The organism is Pontibacter diazotrophicus, from assembly GCF_003367245.1.
In the GTDB taxonomy this organism is placed as follows: domain Bacteria; phylum Bacteroidota; class Bacteroidia; order Cytophagales; family Hymenobacteraceae; genus Pontibacter; species Pontibacter diazotrophicus.
Genome location: NZ_QRGR01000036.1, coordinates 1 through 15,994, shown reverse-complemented (window position 1 = coordinate 15,994; position 15,994 = coordinate 1). Strand labels below are relative to the sequence as shown.

Genomic DNA, 15,994 nt, shown 5'->3' with positions numbered 1-15,994 from the left:
TGTGCTGAAGCATGTTTTTTAGCAACAGAATGGAAAGTATAGAAAGTTTTTTAAAGGAATTAGGCCCCATATATGCAGCTCTTCTGGCCACCTTGTTCACCTGGTTTTTGACCCTTCTTGGCGCCTCCATGGTTTTTCTGTTCCGTTCCATGAGCAGGGCGTGGCACGATGTGATGCTGGGCTTTACAGGAGGAGTGATGCTGGCGGCCAGTTTCTGGTCCTTGCTGGCCCCATCTATTGAATTAGCGGAGAAAAAGTATCCCGGCTTTAGCTGGGTGCCGGCAGCCATCGGCTTTCTGGCGGGTGCCCTTTTTATTTTCGCACTGGATAAGCTGGCCCCACACCTGCACATCAACTTCAAGGAAGACGAGACGGAGGGAATCAAAACAAACTGGCACAAGACAACACTGCTCATTTTGGCCATTACCCTGCATAACATTCCGGAAGGGCTGGCGGTGGGCGTGCTGTTCGGCGCAGCTCACATTGGCCTGGATGGGGTGACGTACGCCTCTGCCATTGCCTTGGCCATTGGTATTGGTCTGCAGAACTTCCCCGAGGGCTTTGCAGTGGCTATGCCCTTGCGCAGGCAAGGCGTCAGCCGAATGAAGAGCTTCGGGTATGGCCAGCTTTCAGCCGTAGTGGAACCTGTTGCCGGTGTTGTGGGAGCAGCTGCCGTAGTCACCATGCAACCCATTCTGCCTTATGCCCTGGCCTTTGCGGCGGGGGCCATGATATATGTGGTAGTGGAGGAGGTGATTCCAGAAACACAGCGCGATAAAAACACCGATGTCGCCGTGCTGGGACTGATAGGGGGGTTTGTGCTGATGATGGTGCTGGACGTTGCCTTCGGCTAATTACATTGCTACAGTCGTCGGTGTAGAGTGTCTTGTCCTGATATAGGTGGTTAACGCATACATAACAACAGCATAGCAACGGCGTAAAACTTATAAAGCATTGCGATACAGTAAGTGGCTAGAGATCATTGCACGCTTTTCTGCAATGCCAGCAATTGTGCTATGAAAACACAAAAAGACAAACGTTATGAAAAAAGTATTAAACATCTTTATAGCAGGGGTATTCGGCACTGCTATTGGAGTGGCCTGTACAAACGGAACCACTACGACTGCTAACACCACTGAAGCTACAGCGATGACAACCCCGGCTACTCAGGCAGCGCAGCCTGTACAGCAAGATGCCAAGGCGATGGTAAATGACTGGCCCGAAACCGCAAAGATGGCGGCCAACAATATGATGATAAGTATGGGCAGCCAGCAGAGAGCACTCCCAGCAGGCTGATATGGTATAACACGGGTCCATTTAAACGCACCATTGTCTACAGAGAAGAAGTACAGCACGACTTCCCGATGCCGCACAAGGATGTTCTGGAGCAGTTCATCAACTATCAGGTGCCGGCCGACAAGTTTGATGAGCTGGCCATGTATGACGGCAGTGTGATCGCAGAACGCACAAAGGGTGAATTATCAGCCCGCTGCGACAAGGAAGGAGCCAATATTCTGGCACTCAACTTGGCCGATGATGTGGTAAAGGGCAAACGCTCCGTAGATGATGCCCGACAGTTTTACGCTGACGCAATCATGCAGATGATGGAAGGGCAAAAGCCCGCTTACATGGAGAGCCTTCAGTTTAGTGCTCCGAGCCAGGATGTTGGCTTTACTGATAGAACCGTCCTGGATATGTCGAAGGTAAAGGAAATGAAGCAAGGAAATTAAAGACTGTAGAAAACGGACAGAGTTGAATCGGTCACCACCAACACAATATCGTAAGGGCCCTCTGCCATCCGCATGGTGGCCGCGTCCAGGAAATCAGAGGGTTCCCTTGTTTTGTCAGTTGTCAGGGCTACCGGCTCCACCAGGTGGAATGACCATGGTATTTCCGTGGCAAAACTCATTTCCGGCTGCACATCAAGCATCAGCTGCTTCAGAAAAGGCTGCATGACCTCCGGCGTGACTGCAGGGCTGTAGGCAAGCAGAACCCCCACATGCATTTCTGCAGGTGGCGTTTTCCCTTGTGCATCCCTAAGCTCATTCAGAAAGCGCTTAGAGGAGGTAAGCCCTCTGACGAAGGTAGTCGTCGTGGCAACCCGGCTCAATTGCAAGACCCTGATGGCCCTGAGCAGGCGGAATGCCCTGAAAGCAGGTATGAAAAGAGCCAGTATTGTCAGCCAGTTTTTTTTCATGTAGCTGACTTTGTCGGCGGAGAGCACCAGCTTCGTCGTAAGCTCCAGCACAAAAAGAAGCCATATCAGAATCACCAGCTTTTCCTGAAAGGGGGACAGGCCTTTTGCCAGTTCCACGATAAAAAGGTACAGCCATACTATAGAGAGCAAGAACATGGGCCCCTCCAGCCAGGCCTCGAGCTTGTAGAGTATGCGGAATCTTTTTTTCTGAATTTTCTCTGAGGTCATGCTGTCTGAGACTGGGTGAATGAAATACAGCGCCCGCTGCAGGCTTTAGCTCACAGCACAAAGGCATTCCGGTATTCCTGCTATACCTGAAGTCAGGAGACTTTGTTGGAATGCAGCAATTGAAGGCTCCCTACCCGAGATTTACTCGATGTGGTGCCCTGCTAAACCAATAGTATCTATCTTGATTTACCTTTATGCTGAACGGAGTGCGCTACTACTATACCCACGCTGGCGGCGGTGGCGGGCACTGCGTAGGGATGAGGCTGTACCCGGAGGAGGTCCAAGAGCGGGGGTAAGGATTACATTAATCTGACAGAGAACAACCAGACAGAGCGCATGGAGATAACTAACTTAACCGGCTCAGCTATGATCTGGAGCAGTGAGAAAGACAATGAACCGTACTTTGATCACGGGCTGAAGACAACAAACCATACGACCAATAGCAGCTGCAAGCCTACATGTTGCCTTCCCTATTTAAAGAACCTGCCCATCCCCAGGGAGAAGATCATCACCCCATAAAAGATTAGTTTTGTAAAGAGCTGTGGTGACCTCCTCCCATTTTTAGATAGGTGCTATTATGGGCTATTTTTATTTTGTCCAACCAACTGTTTTCTTCCATTTCTCAATTTCCTGTTTCCTTTCTCCAAAGTTTTGCGGTGGTAATTGATTTTCAATTTCTGCTTGTCTTCTTATAATATCCGTTTGTTCTTCAAGGGTGTTAAGTCCGATTGATTTTCTCCTTTGATTTACTTTGGTCAAGTCGTCAAAAAGTTTCGGGCTTAACTTTCCGTTTTCGTCCCAATCAAATTGAGTTCCATAAAGTTGAGGCTTACCTTCGAATCCAGCTACTCGGTCGGTCAGGTAAGCTAAATTCTTTGGATTGGCTTTGTTTTCATTTACAGCAACTTCTAATAATTTTAGGGATATTTTCATAAATACTGGCTGTCCGATTGAGTGTTGTATCACCAACCAAGCTGCTTCACTGGCTTCTTTGCCTCCTTTGTCAACGGTAGGATAACCGATTTTGTCTATTATCTGATTTAAGATTTCTGCATTCCTGTTATGTATCTTCGCCATTTCTTCGTTATAGCCTTCACCAAGTTGCCCGTTTTCAATAAGCTTGTCCCGAAATTCCAAGTCAGCGTTTTTCAGTTCAATTATTCTTTCAGCAATGTCTTTGTAATTCATTGTGCTAATTGTGTAGTTATAATCTTGCCCTTAACTACCAGCTAAACGTGAACGTGCGCTTATCTGCATTATGTACGGAACAGTTATAAGGCTGACCTTCCTGCATTTTCGAGGTGCGTTTGCGCATGCGGGAGGGATTAAAGCCATACCTCAATACAGCAAATCTCCAGTAGGCTTTATTACCGCCGGCTGCCTTTCAGGCTCACTCAATCTAATGGAAAGCACAGAGGCTGTTGCTGCCTGTTGCTCTAGGCAGGCTGCAGTCCCGCCAAACGTGGGTTTTCTTGAGAAGCTTTACAATCAACAGTCTCCGTACTTGCCATAATAGGTGTTATAAGCTGGAGGAAGTGTATTTTTTCACTTTCTTCTGAATATCTTCATAATTTGGTAAAAGAACGCCAGAGTAGCAGCGATAGCAAACATGCCGGCCCAGGAACTGGGTCTTTTGAAAGCATCATGGTAAAAGCCGCAGCCGCTCAGCGTGAGGGAAAAGAAGAGGCAGATGAGACTGTAGAGCCACTTGAGACGCAGTTTTATTATGGTCTTATTCTCTACTTGTTTGATTGAAGGAAACTGCTGAATCCGTGGATATTTCTGCGCTACTCAATCACCATAGTAGATGCTTTATTGTACATACTCAGCTTCATCCAGTACTTCATCCCCGTCGGTGTCCCATATGTTAAAGGAACCGGAGATGTACTCCCGCTCTTCTATCAGCCCGTCACCGTCTGTGTCCCAGGTGCCGTACAGGCCCGTTCTGGGAAAGACTGCGTCAAACTCCACCCGCTCTATGAAACCATCCCCGTCGGTGTCCCATGGTTGCCAGTCTCTTGCGTCTATATTATAGTTGTAGTCCGATGTCACTGTGGTCCACTCGCCTGTTGAGACTCTTCCGTCTTTGTTCAGGTCCCAGATTTGATAGAAACCTGAGGTGAACTCCTCCTCACTCAGGAACCCGTCACCGTCCACATCCCAGGCCTTATAGTAAGATGTCATTAGCGTCGTGTCAATCTCCTCCTCAATCAGGGTGTCAGTTACAGCCACATCATCGGTCTCCACATCATCCTCCGCTACCTCTGTTTCGCCATAGGTGCATGCTGTGATGGCGGCCAAAATGAAAAAGCAGCGTCCGTTTCTTATCGCTTTCAGGCTCCTTCTCTCTTTCATGGTTAGACTTTCCTTTAAGTTTATTGTATTAAGGTTCGTAGGCGCTTGCTAAATTCTACGGGGCCTGCCTGGCTTCGTTCTGTGGAAGACTTCAGTGTTTTAGCAGCCTGCCTGGCGACAAGATAACGTGGCTTCCTTAGGCCCGTACAGACTATACGTTCGGCTCCGGCCGCTGCCCTGCCCTTTCAATACTATAAAAATGAAGTTTCCAGACCCTGCTGCATATATCCCTTCTGTTCCGCCCGAATGGGTAAAGCGCCTGGCCCAGATTGGCCTAACTGCAAAAGGCATTGTTTACTGCCTGCTCGGCATATTGGCACTGGTAACGGCTCTTGAGTTGGGCAGAGACACACGGGAGATAAGCAGAAAGGAAGTCTTCCTTTTTATTGAGGAGCTGTTCCTGGGAAGAGCCCTCTTGCTGATTGTCTCCGTCGGCCTGGCGTGCTACTGTGTCTGGAGGCTGCTGCAGGCTCTTACAGACACGGAGGGAAAAGGGACCGACATCAAAGGACTTATCTACAGGGCGCGATACGGAGCCAGCGGCGCCTTCTATGGGCTTCTGACATTTATGGCGGCCAAGCTGGCAGTGAGCAGCGGCAGTGACAGCGAAAGCATCAGGCAGTCGTTCATCGCAGAGGTACTGCAAAAGCCCTTAGGCCAGTGGCTTGTTATCTTTGGTGCGGCGCTCATTGGCCTTGGCGGGGCTTACTTCATCTACGAAGGTATCTCTGAGAGGTACAGGAAGAAGATAAAAGAGGCCGGGTTAGGCCACAAAGCGGAAGAGACGATGATAAAGACCGGGAAAATAGGCTACGTGTCCCGGGGCGCGGTGTGGGGTATCTTCAGCTACCTGCTCCTGCGAGCCACCCTCAACGCCAAGTCAGGCGGTGCCGAAAGTGCCTTTCACTTTCTGGAAAGCGCTGCCCATGGGGCTTACCTGCTGGGGGCTGTGGCGCTCGGGCTGATCTGCTACAGCCTTTTTGTTTTCATAGAGGCCCGGTTCCGGTACAGCAGCAGATAAAAGCCATGGTCTATACCTGTTGCCCTGCCTATTTAAAGAACCTGCCCATCCCCAGCGAGAATATCATCGCCCCGTAAAAGAAGTGCTCTATCACCACGATGGGCAGGGAGTTGTACTTCCTGTAGGTGTGGCTAAAGACAAAGCTGATAAGGAAGGCGCCGATGATGGCAACCCAGTTGCCGAAGACAATGTGGGAGAAGCCAAAGAAGGCGCTGTTCAAAAGGACGGACATCTTTTTGTTTGGGAAAAGGTCGCTGTAGCGGTGGTAGTACCAGGCCCTGTAGACTATCTCCTGCGGGATGACAGACCAGAAAGGGTACAGGGCCACTGCCAGCAGGTAGCGGTCGAAGTTCTCCTGCGGCAGGTAGTAGAGCATGTCCCGGTGAAAGAAGCGCATAAACCCGTAGACCAATGCGGAGAGGAACACAAACCTGCCGACCAGAAACTTCCAGTTGACGGGCACCAGTCTTAAGAATCGCCTGTTGTGGAAACGCTTACTCCTGAGCAGGAGGATAAGCAGGAGCAGGCCCATTGCCAGGAGAGGCACCAGGTTGTATATCCCGTGCAGCTGGTATGCGGTGAAGAGCGGTACGGCAACATAAATCAACAGCAGCTCAACAGTCTTCCATATCATGTTCCGGCTTTTCTTCATTCTCCAAAGGCAACACAGGTTATCCCGCCCTGGCCTTCATACGGCTAGAGCGGCAGCTGTAGAGGGGTACCTGCTTCAGGGGCTGTAGGTTTCATCAGCCGCTCAGGCAGGAGGAGTGCAGTTGGGCTAACTATAAATTCTTGCGCCTGCATCAAGAGGCAACAATTGCATTTGTTGAAGTGCTCCAACAGGAAAGGAGTGAAGCAACACGTAACATAAAAGTTGTTATCAGTTGCATGAGATGCTTTTTCGGTCTGGTAAGAACGGTGCTTCAGGGCGTATTATTATCCTGAATTCCGCGACTTTTTGCGCGCGCCTGCCATCTTTCGCGTGCCCACTTCTGCAGGTCCTCCACCGCGTCGAACTCATCGGTGATCTCCAGGCCCAGCAGCGTCTCGATAATGTCCTCCATGGTCACCAGGCCCGCCGTGCCGCCGTACTCATCCACCACCAGTGCGATGTGCTCCTTTCTGTCCATCAACCGGGTAAACAGCTCCGGCACCGGCATGCCCGGGTGCACGGCCTGGATGGGGCGGCTGATCGCTGACAGCGGCAGGTTGCCTTCGACTTCGATGATGCGCTGCAGCACCTCATCCTTAAGCACAAAGCCTGTGATATGGTCGATAGAGTCTTCAAAAACCGGAATCCTGGAGAAGCGCATGTTGGCCGAGTTGTCATAGAACTCCCGTATAAGCTGCTTCTCGGGTGCGGCCTTTACCACTGTGCGGGGCGTCATGATGTGGCTTGCCAGAATCACATTAAAGCCCAGCACGTTGTTTATCACGCGCGACTCATCTCGGTGCAGGACGCCTTCTTTTGTGCCAATCTCCGCCATGGCCGTGAAGTCGGCCCTGCTCAGCACGCTCTTCTCCTTGTCCTGCTTCATGCGCCTGGTGATGAACTGCGAAAACAGAATGAAAGGGTAGAGGGGGGAGTAAATCAGTATCGAAGAGGTGTTTCAGTAAAAAAAGACCGATAGTACAATGCACTGCAAGAGAAGAAGTCCGAAAAACTAAAGGGCTCCAGTTTCGCAGTTCCCGACCCTAAGAGTACCTGCTTCAAGAGTAAAGTGTTTCACCCGCCGATTATCCATGGCTCAAACCTTTCACCGGATTTAATTATAACAGACAGATTGATTTCTCTAGATCTCAGGAGGGCAAATAGCGAAAGCTCTGTTCTGCTCTCTAAAGCATAAGGTAAGAAAAGAGCCACCTCTACAAGAGGTGGCTCTTTTGGAATCATGAAAGTCTTGTGCTAAACACGCCCAAAGACGTGAAAAGAAGACGAGTCTTGTTATACGGAAAGTCTCCTGCTAAGGTCTGTACGGAACTCAGCTCCTGTGATTGTAGTAACTTCTAAAAGTTAGCTTCCTTTGTTGGGGCAGGCAAAGTGTGTGCTCTTGTCCGGCATCTTTCTATTAAACCTGGGTATGTCCGGGTTTTCCACTGTTTGGATATCCTGAGCTGATTTCCTCTCTCTATTAGGCTCAGTTCCTTCCAGGTGGTGCCTGATTAGCGGCAGGAGATCTTAGGTACTTTCGAGTTTCCCCCCTACGTTACGCAGCACCTCGCAATCGCAATACCAGCCAGACAATCACTTTGTCTTCCTCCAGGTGATGTTCCTTCAGGAATCCCTCTGTGAACGCAAAAGAACGGTCGCATTCTTCTGTCTGAAGCTGTTCTTCAAGTAAGTCCAGTAGTTCCCTGAAATGATGGGCCGGCATAGGCAAACGATGCTGGAAGCGCTCTTTCCCGCTTCTTGCCAGTTATATAAGCAGCTGTTCCTGCCCCTCTCTTTCCTCGCTTATTTTCTTTATCTCTTCTTTCGCTTATGCTGCTGCTTTTATATTGCCCTTACCGGTAGCTGGCTTTCTTACCGCTCAATCAGCACATGGACTCTTAAAACAACGCATGTAACCTCTGCCAGGGGAAGAGGCCAATGCACTATGGGAGTTAATTTTAACGGCGCAATTATCAAATTGTTAACCATTTTGTGCCTTTTTTGCCCTTTTCCTGCTTGCCTGGCTGCTCGGTTCATTTTTCGGTATTGCTTCCACCCTAAGGCGCTTGCTGGCTTGCTCCTTTGACTGGTGCAGCGTCTAACCTTTCTGCTGTGGCAGGGTATAAGGTTTTACTGCTACAGCGGTAGCAGGAGGCGCCCTAACCTAAAGAAAAAGTTTCTATGCGATTAGTGACTGTAAAGGCCCCTGCGGGACAGGGGAAGGACGTGGTGGCCATAGCACTGGAGGTGGGGGTTTCCCACGTGTCCGTGCACCAGGCAAAGGAGCATATCTCCGATGGCAGGGAGGTGACGCAGGACGTGGTGGAAGTGGCGACGGCCACGCCCAAGGCAAAAAGGTTCATAGAAAACCTGATGGAATCCTCCTTCTACGAACCGGCAACCTATACTTTCACTGTCCGCCATCCTGAGTCCCTGTTTGGCTCCCAGCCCCCGGAAACGGAGACCCACCCTATTACCAGGCCTACCACGGACGTGTACGAGGAGCTGTGGCAGTTCACAAAGGTAACGGTGAGCCTGGTTGGGAGGGTGTTCCTTTCCTCCGTGCTTCTTTCTTACGGGATGGTCAAGGACATGCTGCCGCTCATCATCGCGGGCCTCCTGTTTTTGCCTTACCACCACCACATGCTGGCGACAGGGCTTGGCGCCTGTATCAGTGAGTGGCGCCTGCTCAGGCAGGGGCTGCTGGCGCTGCTGCTGACCACTGCCCTGATTTTGCTGGCAGGTGTCTGTGTGGCGGTGTTTACAAAACCTCCTATTGGCTGGGAGGAGTTCGGCAGCCCCGTGTCCGGCTTCTTCCTGTCCACCGCCATCGGCATCGCAGCCGGGCTTGGTGCCGTGGATGACGCCGGGCGAAGGGAACTCATAGGCCTTGCCGCCACGGCCCATATCTCTGTTTACCCGGCCTGGTTCGGGCTCAAGCTCGTCTTCGGCTTCGATGAGGGGGACAAATGGATAGAGCACCTGCTGACCTTCGCCATCAACGTAACCTCGCTGACTCTTGCCGCCGGCATCACCTTTGCCCTCATGCGCATGAAGGGCGGGGGTATCCGGCGCTTTGTAAGGCAGATGGGCCATGCCGAATAAGGGAAGAACAGCCAAAGACAACAAGCGGTTTTTCGACAGCCTCCTCCCTTGAGCTCTACAAAAGGACCAAGCAGTACCTTGCTTGATTAAACATACCACTCCTATGAAAGATAAACTAAAACGCTTTCTGCTCATCCTGTTTCTTGTCATCGGCACCTTTTATCTCTTTTTTCACGGGCTGGCGCTGGCAAAGGGCGTGCTGGCCCCACTTTTCTTGGCCGTGATTCTGGCCATGATGCTCGCGCCGGTCTCCAACTGGCTGGAGGGGAAGGGCGTAAAGAGGGGGTGGGCCGCCCTGCTCTCTGACCTGGTCTTCTTTTTGTTTGTCGTCGGCGTTTTCTGGGCCGTGGGAATGGAAGTCCAAAAGCTCACCTCACAATGGCCTTCCATCCAGGACCGGCTGAGCGACAAGTTCGGCCAGGTGGAGTCTTTTGTCGAGGAGAACAGCGGGTTCTCTCTCGATAACCCTTTTTCGCAGGGTTCACCTCAGGGGGAAGGTGAGCAGGCCAGCCGGGGTGGGGAAAACAGAGGAAGTTCGCAGCAAACCAGTGGGGACGGGAAGGCGCAGCAGGCCAGCGACAGCGGCGGAGGAAGCAGTGGCATATCGGTGAAGAGTATTCTGACGACGGTGGCCTCCAGGCTCTTTGGCTCCCTGAGCGCCATTCTGCTCATTACCGTCTATATCTTTTTCATGCTGCTCTACCGCAGGAGGTTTTACCAGGCCGTGCTGAAGTTTGTTCCTGGTGACAAGCAGGAGGAGGGCAAGCAGGTTCTTTCTGAGATCGTGAAGGACGCCAGGCAGTATCTTGTCGGTAACCTTATACTGGTTGCTGCACTGTCTGTCATCTATGCCATCGGCTTTTCAGTGTCAGGGATGGGGAGCCCCTTCACAACAGCCTTTCTAGTCGGCGTCCTGAGCCTGGTTCCTTATGTTGGCAACATAGTGGGTGGTGCCATCGCACTGGCCATTGCCTTTGCCACGACAGGGGATTTGAACGCGGTGTGGATTGTGCTGGGCACCATCGCTGTCGCACAGTTCGTGGAAAGCTACCTGATTGAGCCATACCTGGTGGGAAACCGCATCAAAGTGAATCCTTTGTTCACCATTATTGCCGTCGTCGTCGGGTCAGCTGTATGGGGCATCATCGGCATGATCGTGTTCCTGCCGCTGTTCAGCTTCATCAAAGCAGTGGCCGACCACGTGCCGATGCTAAAACCTCTGGGATACACCATCGGCAGTGAAGGCGCCAAAGAATAAAGCCTATGATGAAGAGGAAAAGAGGGGCTTTGTCAAACTGAACGCGATCACGCTGCTCTTCACGCTTGGCGGCATCATATTAAGCATCATTTACCTGGCCCTTGTGGTTTCCCTTCCGGCACTGGTAGGCAACCTGGGGCTGCCAAGTACTCTTCAGACTGTTACACAATGGGGCAGATGGCTTGTGCTGGCAATATTTGTTATGCTCGGGCTAGCTTGATTTATAAAGTAGCCCCTAACAGAGACAATCCTCAGTCTAAATGGGTGAGTTGGGGTTCTGGAATAGCCACAGTTCTGTGGTTGGTAGCTTTCCTTTTATTTTCTTGGTATGTGAACAACTTCGGCAGTTATGAAGCAACCTATGGTTCCCTTGCCGCTGTCATTATCCTCATGTTGTGGCTTAACCTTACTAGTTTCGTCACTCTTTTGGGTGCAGAGATCAATTCTGAACTGGAGCATCAAACCGCTAAAGACACCACCGTTGATAAGGATAAACCTATGGGGCAACGCGGCGGCTTTCACGCTGACCATGTGGCAGACGAAGGATCCCGGCAATAAATAACACTTATTCGCACCGACAAGACCTCCTCCTGAATGAGAGCTTGTACAGCAACACTTTATATTTTTAAAGGGGGCTTATGAAACTGAACACCAAGCAGATACTGTAAAACAGTAAAAGCCGCCATGGGAATTAGCGGCTTTTACTGACTATGAAGTCGAGCATTCTAATGTGCAACTTTACATCTATACGGTTTTAATTACGTCATGTTTTTTTACGCCTTATTTAGGGAAGATGACACAACTATAACAATCAAGCAGTGCAGGCTCATCGAAAGTCGGTACAGCGGAGTATAGGCTCCCATGGACTGCTGTCCTTCTTCCTCTTAGTGCCTGTAGTTGTAGCTGTTTCGCTGTGTTGTGTGATCAGCGGTGATGTTTAAAACATGTAGCTACACTTATTCGTACGCAATCGGTATGAGTACCAATAATTTGCCAAAGGCGGCCCTGGCCCCGGCCATTTGAGGTACCTTATACATCCTGTCCACAGAAGCACTTCCAAAGAGCAACCCTCTTTTTATCCAGAAGCACTTCCAAAGAGCAACCCTCTTTTTATCGCTACCATGCGGGCCCTGCCCGTGGGGCTTGTGCTCTTTCTCTATTACAGGCAACTGCCAAGAGGGGCCTGGTGGCTTAAAAGTTTACCCTTTGGCAAACAGTGGGAGCCATTGTCATAGTAACACCAGTGGTGTCGGGTGAGATAGGGCAAAGCAAAAAGATGCGCAGGAGATGCCTGCACTTTTGCAATCGGCTCAGACACAAAGCAGTTGCTTTCGTCAAATGGAAATGTTCGCATTCACCCAGTCGTACTAATCTAGTATCACCTCTGAATCAGATCATATAAAATGGAAGAAGTTATTTCTCTGATCGCAGGCATCGCCATATTGGCCCTGGCGTTCTGTGATTTCTTTTACACTACCCTTTCCGGTAGCGGAGCAGGCTACTTAAGTAAACCATGTGCAACCATCACGCATAAACTGATACTGCTTCTGGAAAGAAAATTTAGCAGGAAAGTGTACAGCATATCCGGTTTGGCGGTTAACCTGGCGGTGTTGTCAATGTGGGTGCTGCTTATATGGCTGGGGCTGTTTCTGGTCTATTCTTCTAACCCGGAGGCAATTGTAAACAACAGTGGGAGGGAAGCCTCTGCGGTGGAACGCTTTTACTTTACGGGCTATGTTTTGTCCACACTTGGAGTAGGGAATTACCAGCCTAAAACACCATCTTTTGAGATACTGACCAGTGTCTTTTCTTTTTTCGGTTTTGTTTTCTTTTCCACTTCCATGACCTACCTGCTGTCAATTTCCTCTGCAGTAGTGCAGAAGCGTTCCCTTGCCTTGTCCATCAGGAGCCTGGGAGGAACACCATCTGGGATCGTAAAGCGCCTGCTGGAGGTGGATATATCCTTTGGGTATCAGCAAATCTCAAACTTACAGCAGATGGTACACCAGCACTCTGTCCTGTACCAGGCCTATCCTGTGCTCCACTTTTACCACAACACTGACAATGCCGTTTCACTGAGCATCAACCTGACAACGCTGGATGAGGCGCTGAGCATCATGCTTAACAGCAGCAAGTTTGAGTCTTTGCATGAGGAACTACAGTCACTGAGGGGCTCCATTACCCTGCTGTTAAAGCACTTGGAAAGTCGTTTTGGGACTAAAGCAGGCGAGAAACCGGCTATCAACTGGCATGAACTGCAGTTGCCAGAGAGTGTTCTGCAGGAAGGCTTTTCAGAGAACCCCGACCTGTCTGATAGGAGAAAGGTTCTGACGAGCCTGTTACGCAACGAGAACAGGAGCTGGAAGGATGTTTACCCTGGTTTAGATTTATAGAAATCAAACACCAGGATTTCATATACTAAAATCCTAGGATTTAAACTGCTTACATGTTTCTGTATTGCATCACGAACATGAAATTTGTGCCGTGGCAGAAAGGCAGTATCTGGTTTGTAAACAGCAGAATTGCATCCCAGAAAATATAGGTTTTCTTGAGATGCTTTTACAACCAACAGTCTTCGTACTTACCATAACTGATGTTATCAGAAAGTAAAGCAGTTTTTTTATGTTGAATACAAAGGTGACTTATTTTCGCTAGTACTTCATATTTGTTAATTTAGACATACCTAAATAGAGGCGCTAAAGATTCAAACGGTTTACAGCATACTTACCTAATGGACTACCTGTACATGAAAATATTCCGAAAAAATGGAAAAACGATGGGAGTTAAATCTTACAGTAACAGGAAATCCCATCAAACTAATGAAGATCTTTTCCCGACTGAGTGGGAGATCCTTAAGCAAGGAAAGATGATGGCAGGGAAGGCGGCGTTAAGACCTGCGGAATTAGAGGATGGTTATTATCCTATAGAACATTTCAAACCCATACATTTTGCCGCTGGTGTTGTTCCATACAGGGACTACGTCGAAAGCGGAATATCAAGTCACTTCTATGAGTATACAGGGCCAGGAGGAAAGGCCAGTCTTAATATGACATCAGAAGGCTGTTGTGACCTTGGCTGATGACTTTGCCTTGAAATTGATGTAAACAAAAAAAGGAGGCTCGAGTCATTTTACAGACTTGAACCTCCCGCTCTTAAAACAAAATGATTATCTACTTTTTATACTTGTAGTGGCTCAAAGGCAGTTGCTGAAGCACGGGTAAGCTCTCCCTGCGCCCAGACCGGTTAGCTCAGTTACCGTAGCAGGTGCTGCTCTAATTCGATGTGCTGTTTCACCCAGTGCATCGTCACTGTCGGTATACCCCTAAAGTTAAAGATGAGGTGCCTTCGGCGGGTCAGCAGCTGACTACCTGCGCTAGCTTCCCCTGTTCCGGAGTCAAAGAGTATCCTGGCTGACTTTGCCTTCTCCATGGCTGCCTTTGACAAACCGACTGGCCTGCCGCCTTTCCTTCCTCTGGTTTTGGCTGAATCGAGTCCCGCCTTTGTTCGTTCGCGTATGATTTCCCGCTCGAACTCTGCCAGTGAAGCGAAGATGTTGAAGGTGAACCTGCCGGTGGGCGTGGCCGTGTTAATGCCGTCCTGCAGGCTCACAAACTCCACCCCCCTTTCCTTGAACTCTGACACCAGGTCAATCAGGTCCCGCAGCGAACGGCCCAGCCTATCCAGTTTCCACACCACCACTGTGTCGCCGCTCCTAAGCTGGCTTATCATCTTCTCCAGCTCCGGGCGCTCCTTGCTCTTGCCTGATTTCTTCTCTCTGAATATCTGGCCGCACCCATGTTGGGTGAGGGCGTCAAGCTGCAACTCCAGCTTCTGGTCCTGGGTCGAGACCCGGGCGTATCCTATCTTCATATCAGTATCATAAACTCATCTCAAAAATAAAAAAAGATTTTGATTTTTGAGACGGCAAAATGAGACGCCATACAAGCTGCAGGGGCAGGTTCCGCCGGAGGTTCCACGATCTCATTAATCCCACGTGGCTGTTGCACAACCGGCTGAAGATAGCCGTTAAAGGATAATGACTTATTGCTTGTAACTATGCAGGGCAAGAAAACTTTCAAAGATGAGAAGGAGCTGCTCTTCTCGCTCTCGGCGCACGTGCCGGAGCACAACTTTTACCGCCGGCTCAAGCAGCAGCTGGACCTGAGCTTCCTTACCGAGCTGACGCGGGGTTACTACGGTAAGTGTAGTCAGCAGAGCGTTGACCCGGTGGTGTTCTTCAAGCTCTGCCTGGTGGGCTACCTGGAGATATCACCTCAGACCGCAGGCTCATCGAGCACTGCAGCCTCCGCCTGGACCTTTTGTATTTTCTGGATTATCAGCTTGACGAGCCTCTGCCCTGGCACTCCACCGTATCCCGCACCCGCCAGCTTTACCCCGAGGCCCTTTTTGAAGCCTTGTTCAATAAAGTTTTCACGCTGTGCGTGGAGAAAGGTATGGTCAGGGGGGACACACAGGCCGTAGACTCAGCGCCCGTGAAGGCCAACGCCTCCATGGACAGCCTGCTGCTAAAGCAGCCAGAGGAGGCAGTGCAGCAACAGGAGACAGGCAAGCGCCACAGCAAGCCGGCACAGGTCATCACCGCTCCCGCCCATCAGCTCAGGAAGCTGGAGAAGCATCAGGAGAATATCAGGGGCACATTCACCTCATTGGGGTCAACCCATGAGAAGGCACAGCTGGTCAGCAACAAAACGCACTACTCCCCGCATGACCCCGATGCCCGCATATCAGTGAAACCGGGAAAGGCCCGGAAGCTCAATTACCACTGCAGCATGGTGGTCGATACGGCCAAAGGTGTTATCTCCCATATCCGGGCAGACTTTGCCGACGGCAGGGACAGTCAGCACCTGCCTTCCCTTGTGGTGCAGGTGCAAAGCAAGTTGAAATCAAACGCGCTGCTCATGCGGGACCTGCTAGCCGATACCGGCTACTCCAATGGCTCCAACTATTTCATGCTCGAGCAGCAGGGCATTACAGGCTGGATTCCCGTGTTCGGGATGTACAAGCCCGAGATAGGGGGCTTTCCCTATGAGAAGGAGAACGACCGCTACATCTGCCCCATGGGCAAGCCGCTCCCCTTCAAGGGCTTTGACCGCACTGCGGACGGCAGGCTGCTGAGAAACTACTGGGCAGCGCCCAGTGACTGCAGGCAGTGCTCCT

15 protein-coding genes and 2 pseudogenes are annotated in these 15,994 nt (G+C 50.5%); 10 read left to right on the top strand and 7 right to left on the bottom strand.

The annotated features are described in order from the left end of the window. Window positions 1-29: 29 nt before the first annotated feature. From DXT99_RS23145 to DXT99_RS23135, 3 genes are all read left to right on the top strand, one after another. On the top strand, window positions 30-854 hold the full coding sequence (locus DXT99_RS23145) for a ZIP family metal transporter (RefSeq protein ID WP_115568012.1): 825 nt from the start codon (window positions 30-32) through the stop codon (window positions 852-854). Between the two features lie 187 nt (window positions 855-1,041). Then, the gene (locus DXT99_RS23140) at window positions 1,042-1,296 is read left to right on the top strand and encodes a hypothetical protein (RefSeq protein WP_115567974.1); all 255 of its coding nucleotides are present in this window, start codon (window positions 1,042-1,044) and stop codon (window positions 1,294-1,296) included. Between the two features lie 68 nt (window positions 1,297-1,364). Beyond that, window positions 1,365-1,730, top strand: a complete 366-nt coding sequence (locus tag DXT99_RS23135; RefSeq protein WP_115567973.1) for a hypothetical protein — start codon at window positions 1,365-1,367, stop codon at window positions 1,728-1,730. Here the strand turns inward: DXT99_RS23135 and DXT99_RS23130 are convergent. From DXT99_RS23130 to DXT99_RS23115, 3 genes are all read right to left on the bottom strand, one after another. Further along, window positions 1,727-2,425 (bottom strand): hypothetical protein, encoded by a 699-nt coding sequence (locus DXT99_RS23130; RefSeq protein ID WP_115567972.1) that lies wholly within the window; start codon window positions 2,423-2,425, stop codon window positions 1,727-1,729. The genes DXT99_RS23135 and DXT99_RS23130 overlap by 4 nt on opposite strands. Before the next feature lie 588 nt (window positions 2,426-3,013). After that, window positions 3,014-3,613, bottom strand: a complete 600-nt coding sequence (locus DXT99_RS23125) for a DUF6624 domain-containing protein (RefSeq protein ID WP_115567971.1) — start codon at window positions 3,611-3,613, stop codon at window positions 3,014-3,016. Window positions 3,614-4,237: 624 nt separating this feature from the next. Then, a complete protein-coding gene (locus DXT99_RS23115) occupies window positions 4,238-4,780 on the bottom strand; it encodes an EF-hand domain-containing protein (RefSeq protein WP_115567969.1) in 543 nt (180 codons plus the stop codon). Window positions 4,781-4,979: 199 nt separating this feature from the next. On the opposite strand from DXT99_RS23115, the gene DXT99_RS23110 reads away from it, so the two are divergent. Next, window positions 4,980-5,801, top strand: coding sequence for a DUF1206 domain-containing protein (locus tag DXT99_RS23110; protein ID WP_115567968.1), 822 nt, complete (start codon window positions 4,980-4,982; stop codon window positions 5,799-5,801). Between the two features lie 28 nt (window positions 5,802-5,829). Here the strand turns inward: DXT99_RS23110 and DXT99_RS23105 are convergent, their stop codons facing one another. The 3 genes from DXT99_RS23105 to DXT99_RS23095 form a co-directional block, all read right to left on the bottom strand. After that, the gene (locus DXT99_RS23105; RefSeq protein ID WP_181885230.1) at window positions 5,830-6,435 is read right to left on the bottom strand and encodes a CPBP family glutamic-type intramembrane protease; all 606 of its coding nucleotides are present in this window, start codon (window positions 6,433-6,435) and stop codon (window positions 5,830-5,832) included. Window positions 6,436-6,724: 289 nt separating this feature from the next. After that, window positions 6,725-7,339, bottom strand: a complete 615-nt coding sequence (locus DXT99_RS23100) for a CBS domain-containing protein (protein WP_246000975.1) — start codon at window positions 7,337-7,339, stop codon at window positions 6,725-6,727. 669 nt (window positions 7,340-8,008) lie between these two features. Next, on the bottom strand, window positions 8,009-8,176 hold the full coding sequence (locus tag DXT99_RS23095; RefSeq protein ID WP_115567966.1) for a DUF2695 domain-containing protein: 168 nt from the start codon (window positions 8,174-8,176) through the stop codon (window positions 8,009-8,011). 458 nt (window positions 8,177-8,634) lie between these two features. Here DXT99_RS23095 and DXT99_RS23090 point away from each other — a divergent pair, with 458 nt between their 5' ends. The 5 genes and pseudogenes from DXT99_RS23090 (at window position 8,635) to DXT99_RS23065 (ending at window position 13,895) form a co-directional block, all read left to right on the top strand. Then, window positions 8,635-9,558: a hypothetical protein gene (locus tag DXT99_RS23090; RefSeq protein WP_115567965.1), complete on the top strand. Its 924-nt coding sequence runs from the start codon at window positions 8,635-8,637 to the stop codon at window positions 9,556-9,558. An 82-nt stretch (window positions 9,559-9,640) separates the two neighbouring features. Next, window positions 9,641-10,816, top strand: coding sequence for an AI-2E family transporter (locus DXT99_RS23085; RefSeq protein ID WP_147294287.1), 1,176 nt, complete (start codon window positions 9,641-9,643; stop codon window positions 10,814-10,816). Further along, window positions 10,797-11,374, top strand: a pseudogene (locus DXT99_RS28010) (YihY/virulence factor BrkB family protein). The gene DXT99_RS23085 and the pseudogene DXT99_RS28010 overlap by 20 nt, the downstream one beginning before the upstream one ends. Before the next feature lie 845 nt (window positions 11,375-12,219). Then, window positions 12,220-13,209, top strand: coding sequence for an ion channel (locus DXT99_RS23070; RefSeq protein ID WP_115567962.1), 990 nt, complete (start codon window positions 12,220-12,222; stop codon window positions 13,207-13,209). Between the two features lie 338 nt (window positions 13,210-13,547). Continuing rightward, window positions 13,548-13,895: a hypothetical protein gene (locus tag DXT99_RS23065; protein WP_115567961.1), complete on the top strand. Its 348-nt coding sequence runs from the start codon at window positions 13,548-13,550 to the stop codon at window positions 13,893-13,895. A 173-nt stretch (window positions 13,896-14,068) separates the two neighbouring features. On the opposite strand, the gene DXT99_RS23060 is transcribed toward DXT99_RS23065, so the two are convergent. Continuing rightward, window positions 14,069-14,686 (bottom strand): recombinase family protein, encoded by a 618-nt coding sequence (locus DXT99_RS23060; RefSeq protein WP_115567960.1) that lies wholly within the window; start codon window positions 14,684-14,686, stop codon window positions 14,069-14,071. Window positions 14,687-15,135: 449 nt separating this feature from the next. Here DXT99_RS23060 and DXT99_RS23055 point away from each other — a divergent pair. Next, window positions 15,136-15,994 (top strand): annotated as a pseudogene (locus tag DXT99_RS23055) (IS1182 family transposase); the annotation flags it as partial.

Coding starts and splice junctions, on each gene's coding strand:
- DXT99_RS23105 (WP_181885230.1), bottom strand. CDS start 6,435: ATGATATGGAAGACTGTTGAGCTGCTGTTGATTTATGTTGCCGTACCG.
- DXT99_RS23125 (WP_115567971.1), bottom strand. CDS start 3,613: ATGAATTACAAAGACATTGCTGAAAGAATAATTGAACTGAAAAACGCT.
- DXT99_RS23115 (WP_115567969.1), bottom strand. CDS start 4,780: ATGAAAGAGAGAAGGAGCCTGAAAGCGATAAGAAACGGACGCTGCTTT.
- DXT99_RS23060 (WP_115567960.1), bottom strand. CDS start 14,686: ATGAAGATAGGATACGCCCGGGTCTCGACCCAGGACCAGAAGCTGGAG.
- DXT99_RS23065 (WP_115567961.1), top strand. CDS start 13,548: ATGGACTACCTGTACATGAAAATATTCCGAAAAAATGGAAAAACGATG.
- DXT99_RS23130 (WP_115567972.1), bottom strand. CDS start 2,425: ATGACCTCAGAGAAAATTCAGAAAAAAAGATTCCGCATACTCTACAAG.
- DXT99_RS23100 (WP_246000975.1), bottom strand. CDS start 7,339: ATGAAGCAGGACAAGGAGAAGAGCGTGCTGAGCAGGGCCGACTTCACG.
- DXT99_RS23095 (WP_115567966.1), bottom strand. CDS start 8,176: ATGCCGGCCCATCATTTCAGGGAACTACTGGACTTACTTGAAGAACAG.
- DXT99_RS23145 (WP_115568012.1), top strand. CDS start 30: ATGGAAAGTATAGAAAGTTTTTTAAAGGAATTAGGCCCCATATATGCA.
- DXT99_RS23110 (WP_115567968.1), top strand. CDS start 4,980: ATGAAGTTTCCAGACCCTGCTGCATATATCCCTTCTGTTCCGCCCGAA.
- DXT99_RS23135 (WP_115567973.1), top strand. CDS start 1,365: ATGCCGCACAAGGATGTTCTGGAGCAGTTCATCAACTATCAGGTGCCG.
- DXT99_RS23090 (WP_115567965.1), top strand. CDS start 8,635: ATGCGATTAGTGACTGTAAAGGCCCCTGCGGGACAGGGGAAGGACGTG.
- DXT99_RS23070 (WP_115567962.1), top strand. CDS start 12,220: ATGGAAGAAGTTATTTCTCTGATCGCAGGCATCGCCATATTGGCCCTG.
- DXT99_RS23140 (WP_115567974.1), top strand. CDS start 1,042: ATGAAAAAAGTATTAAACATCTTTATAGCAGGGGTATTCGGCACTGCT.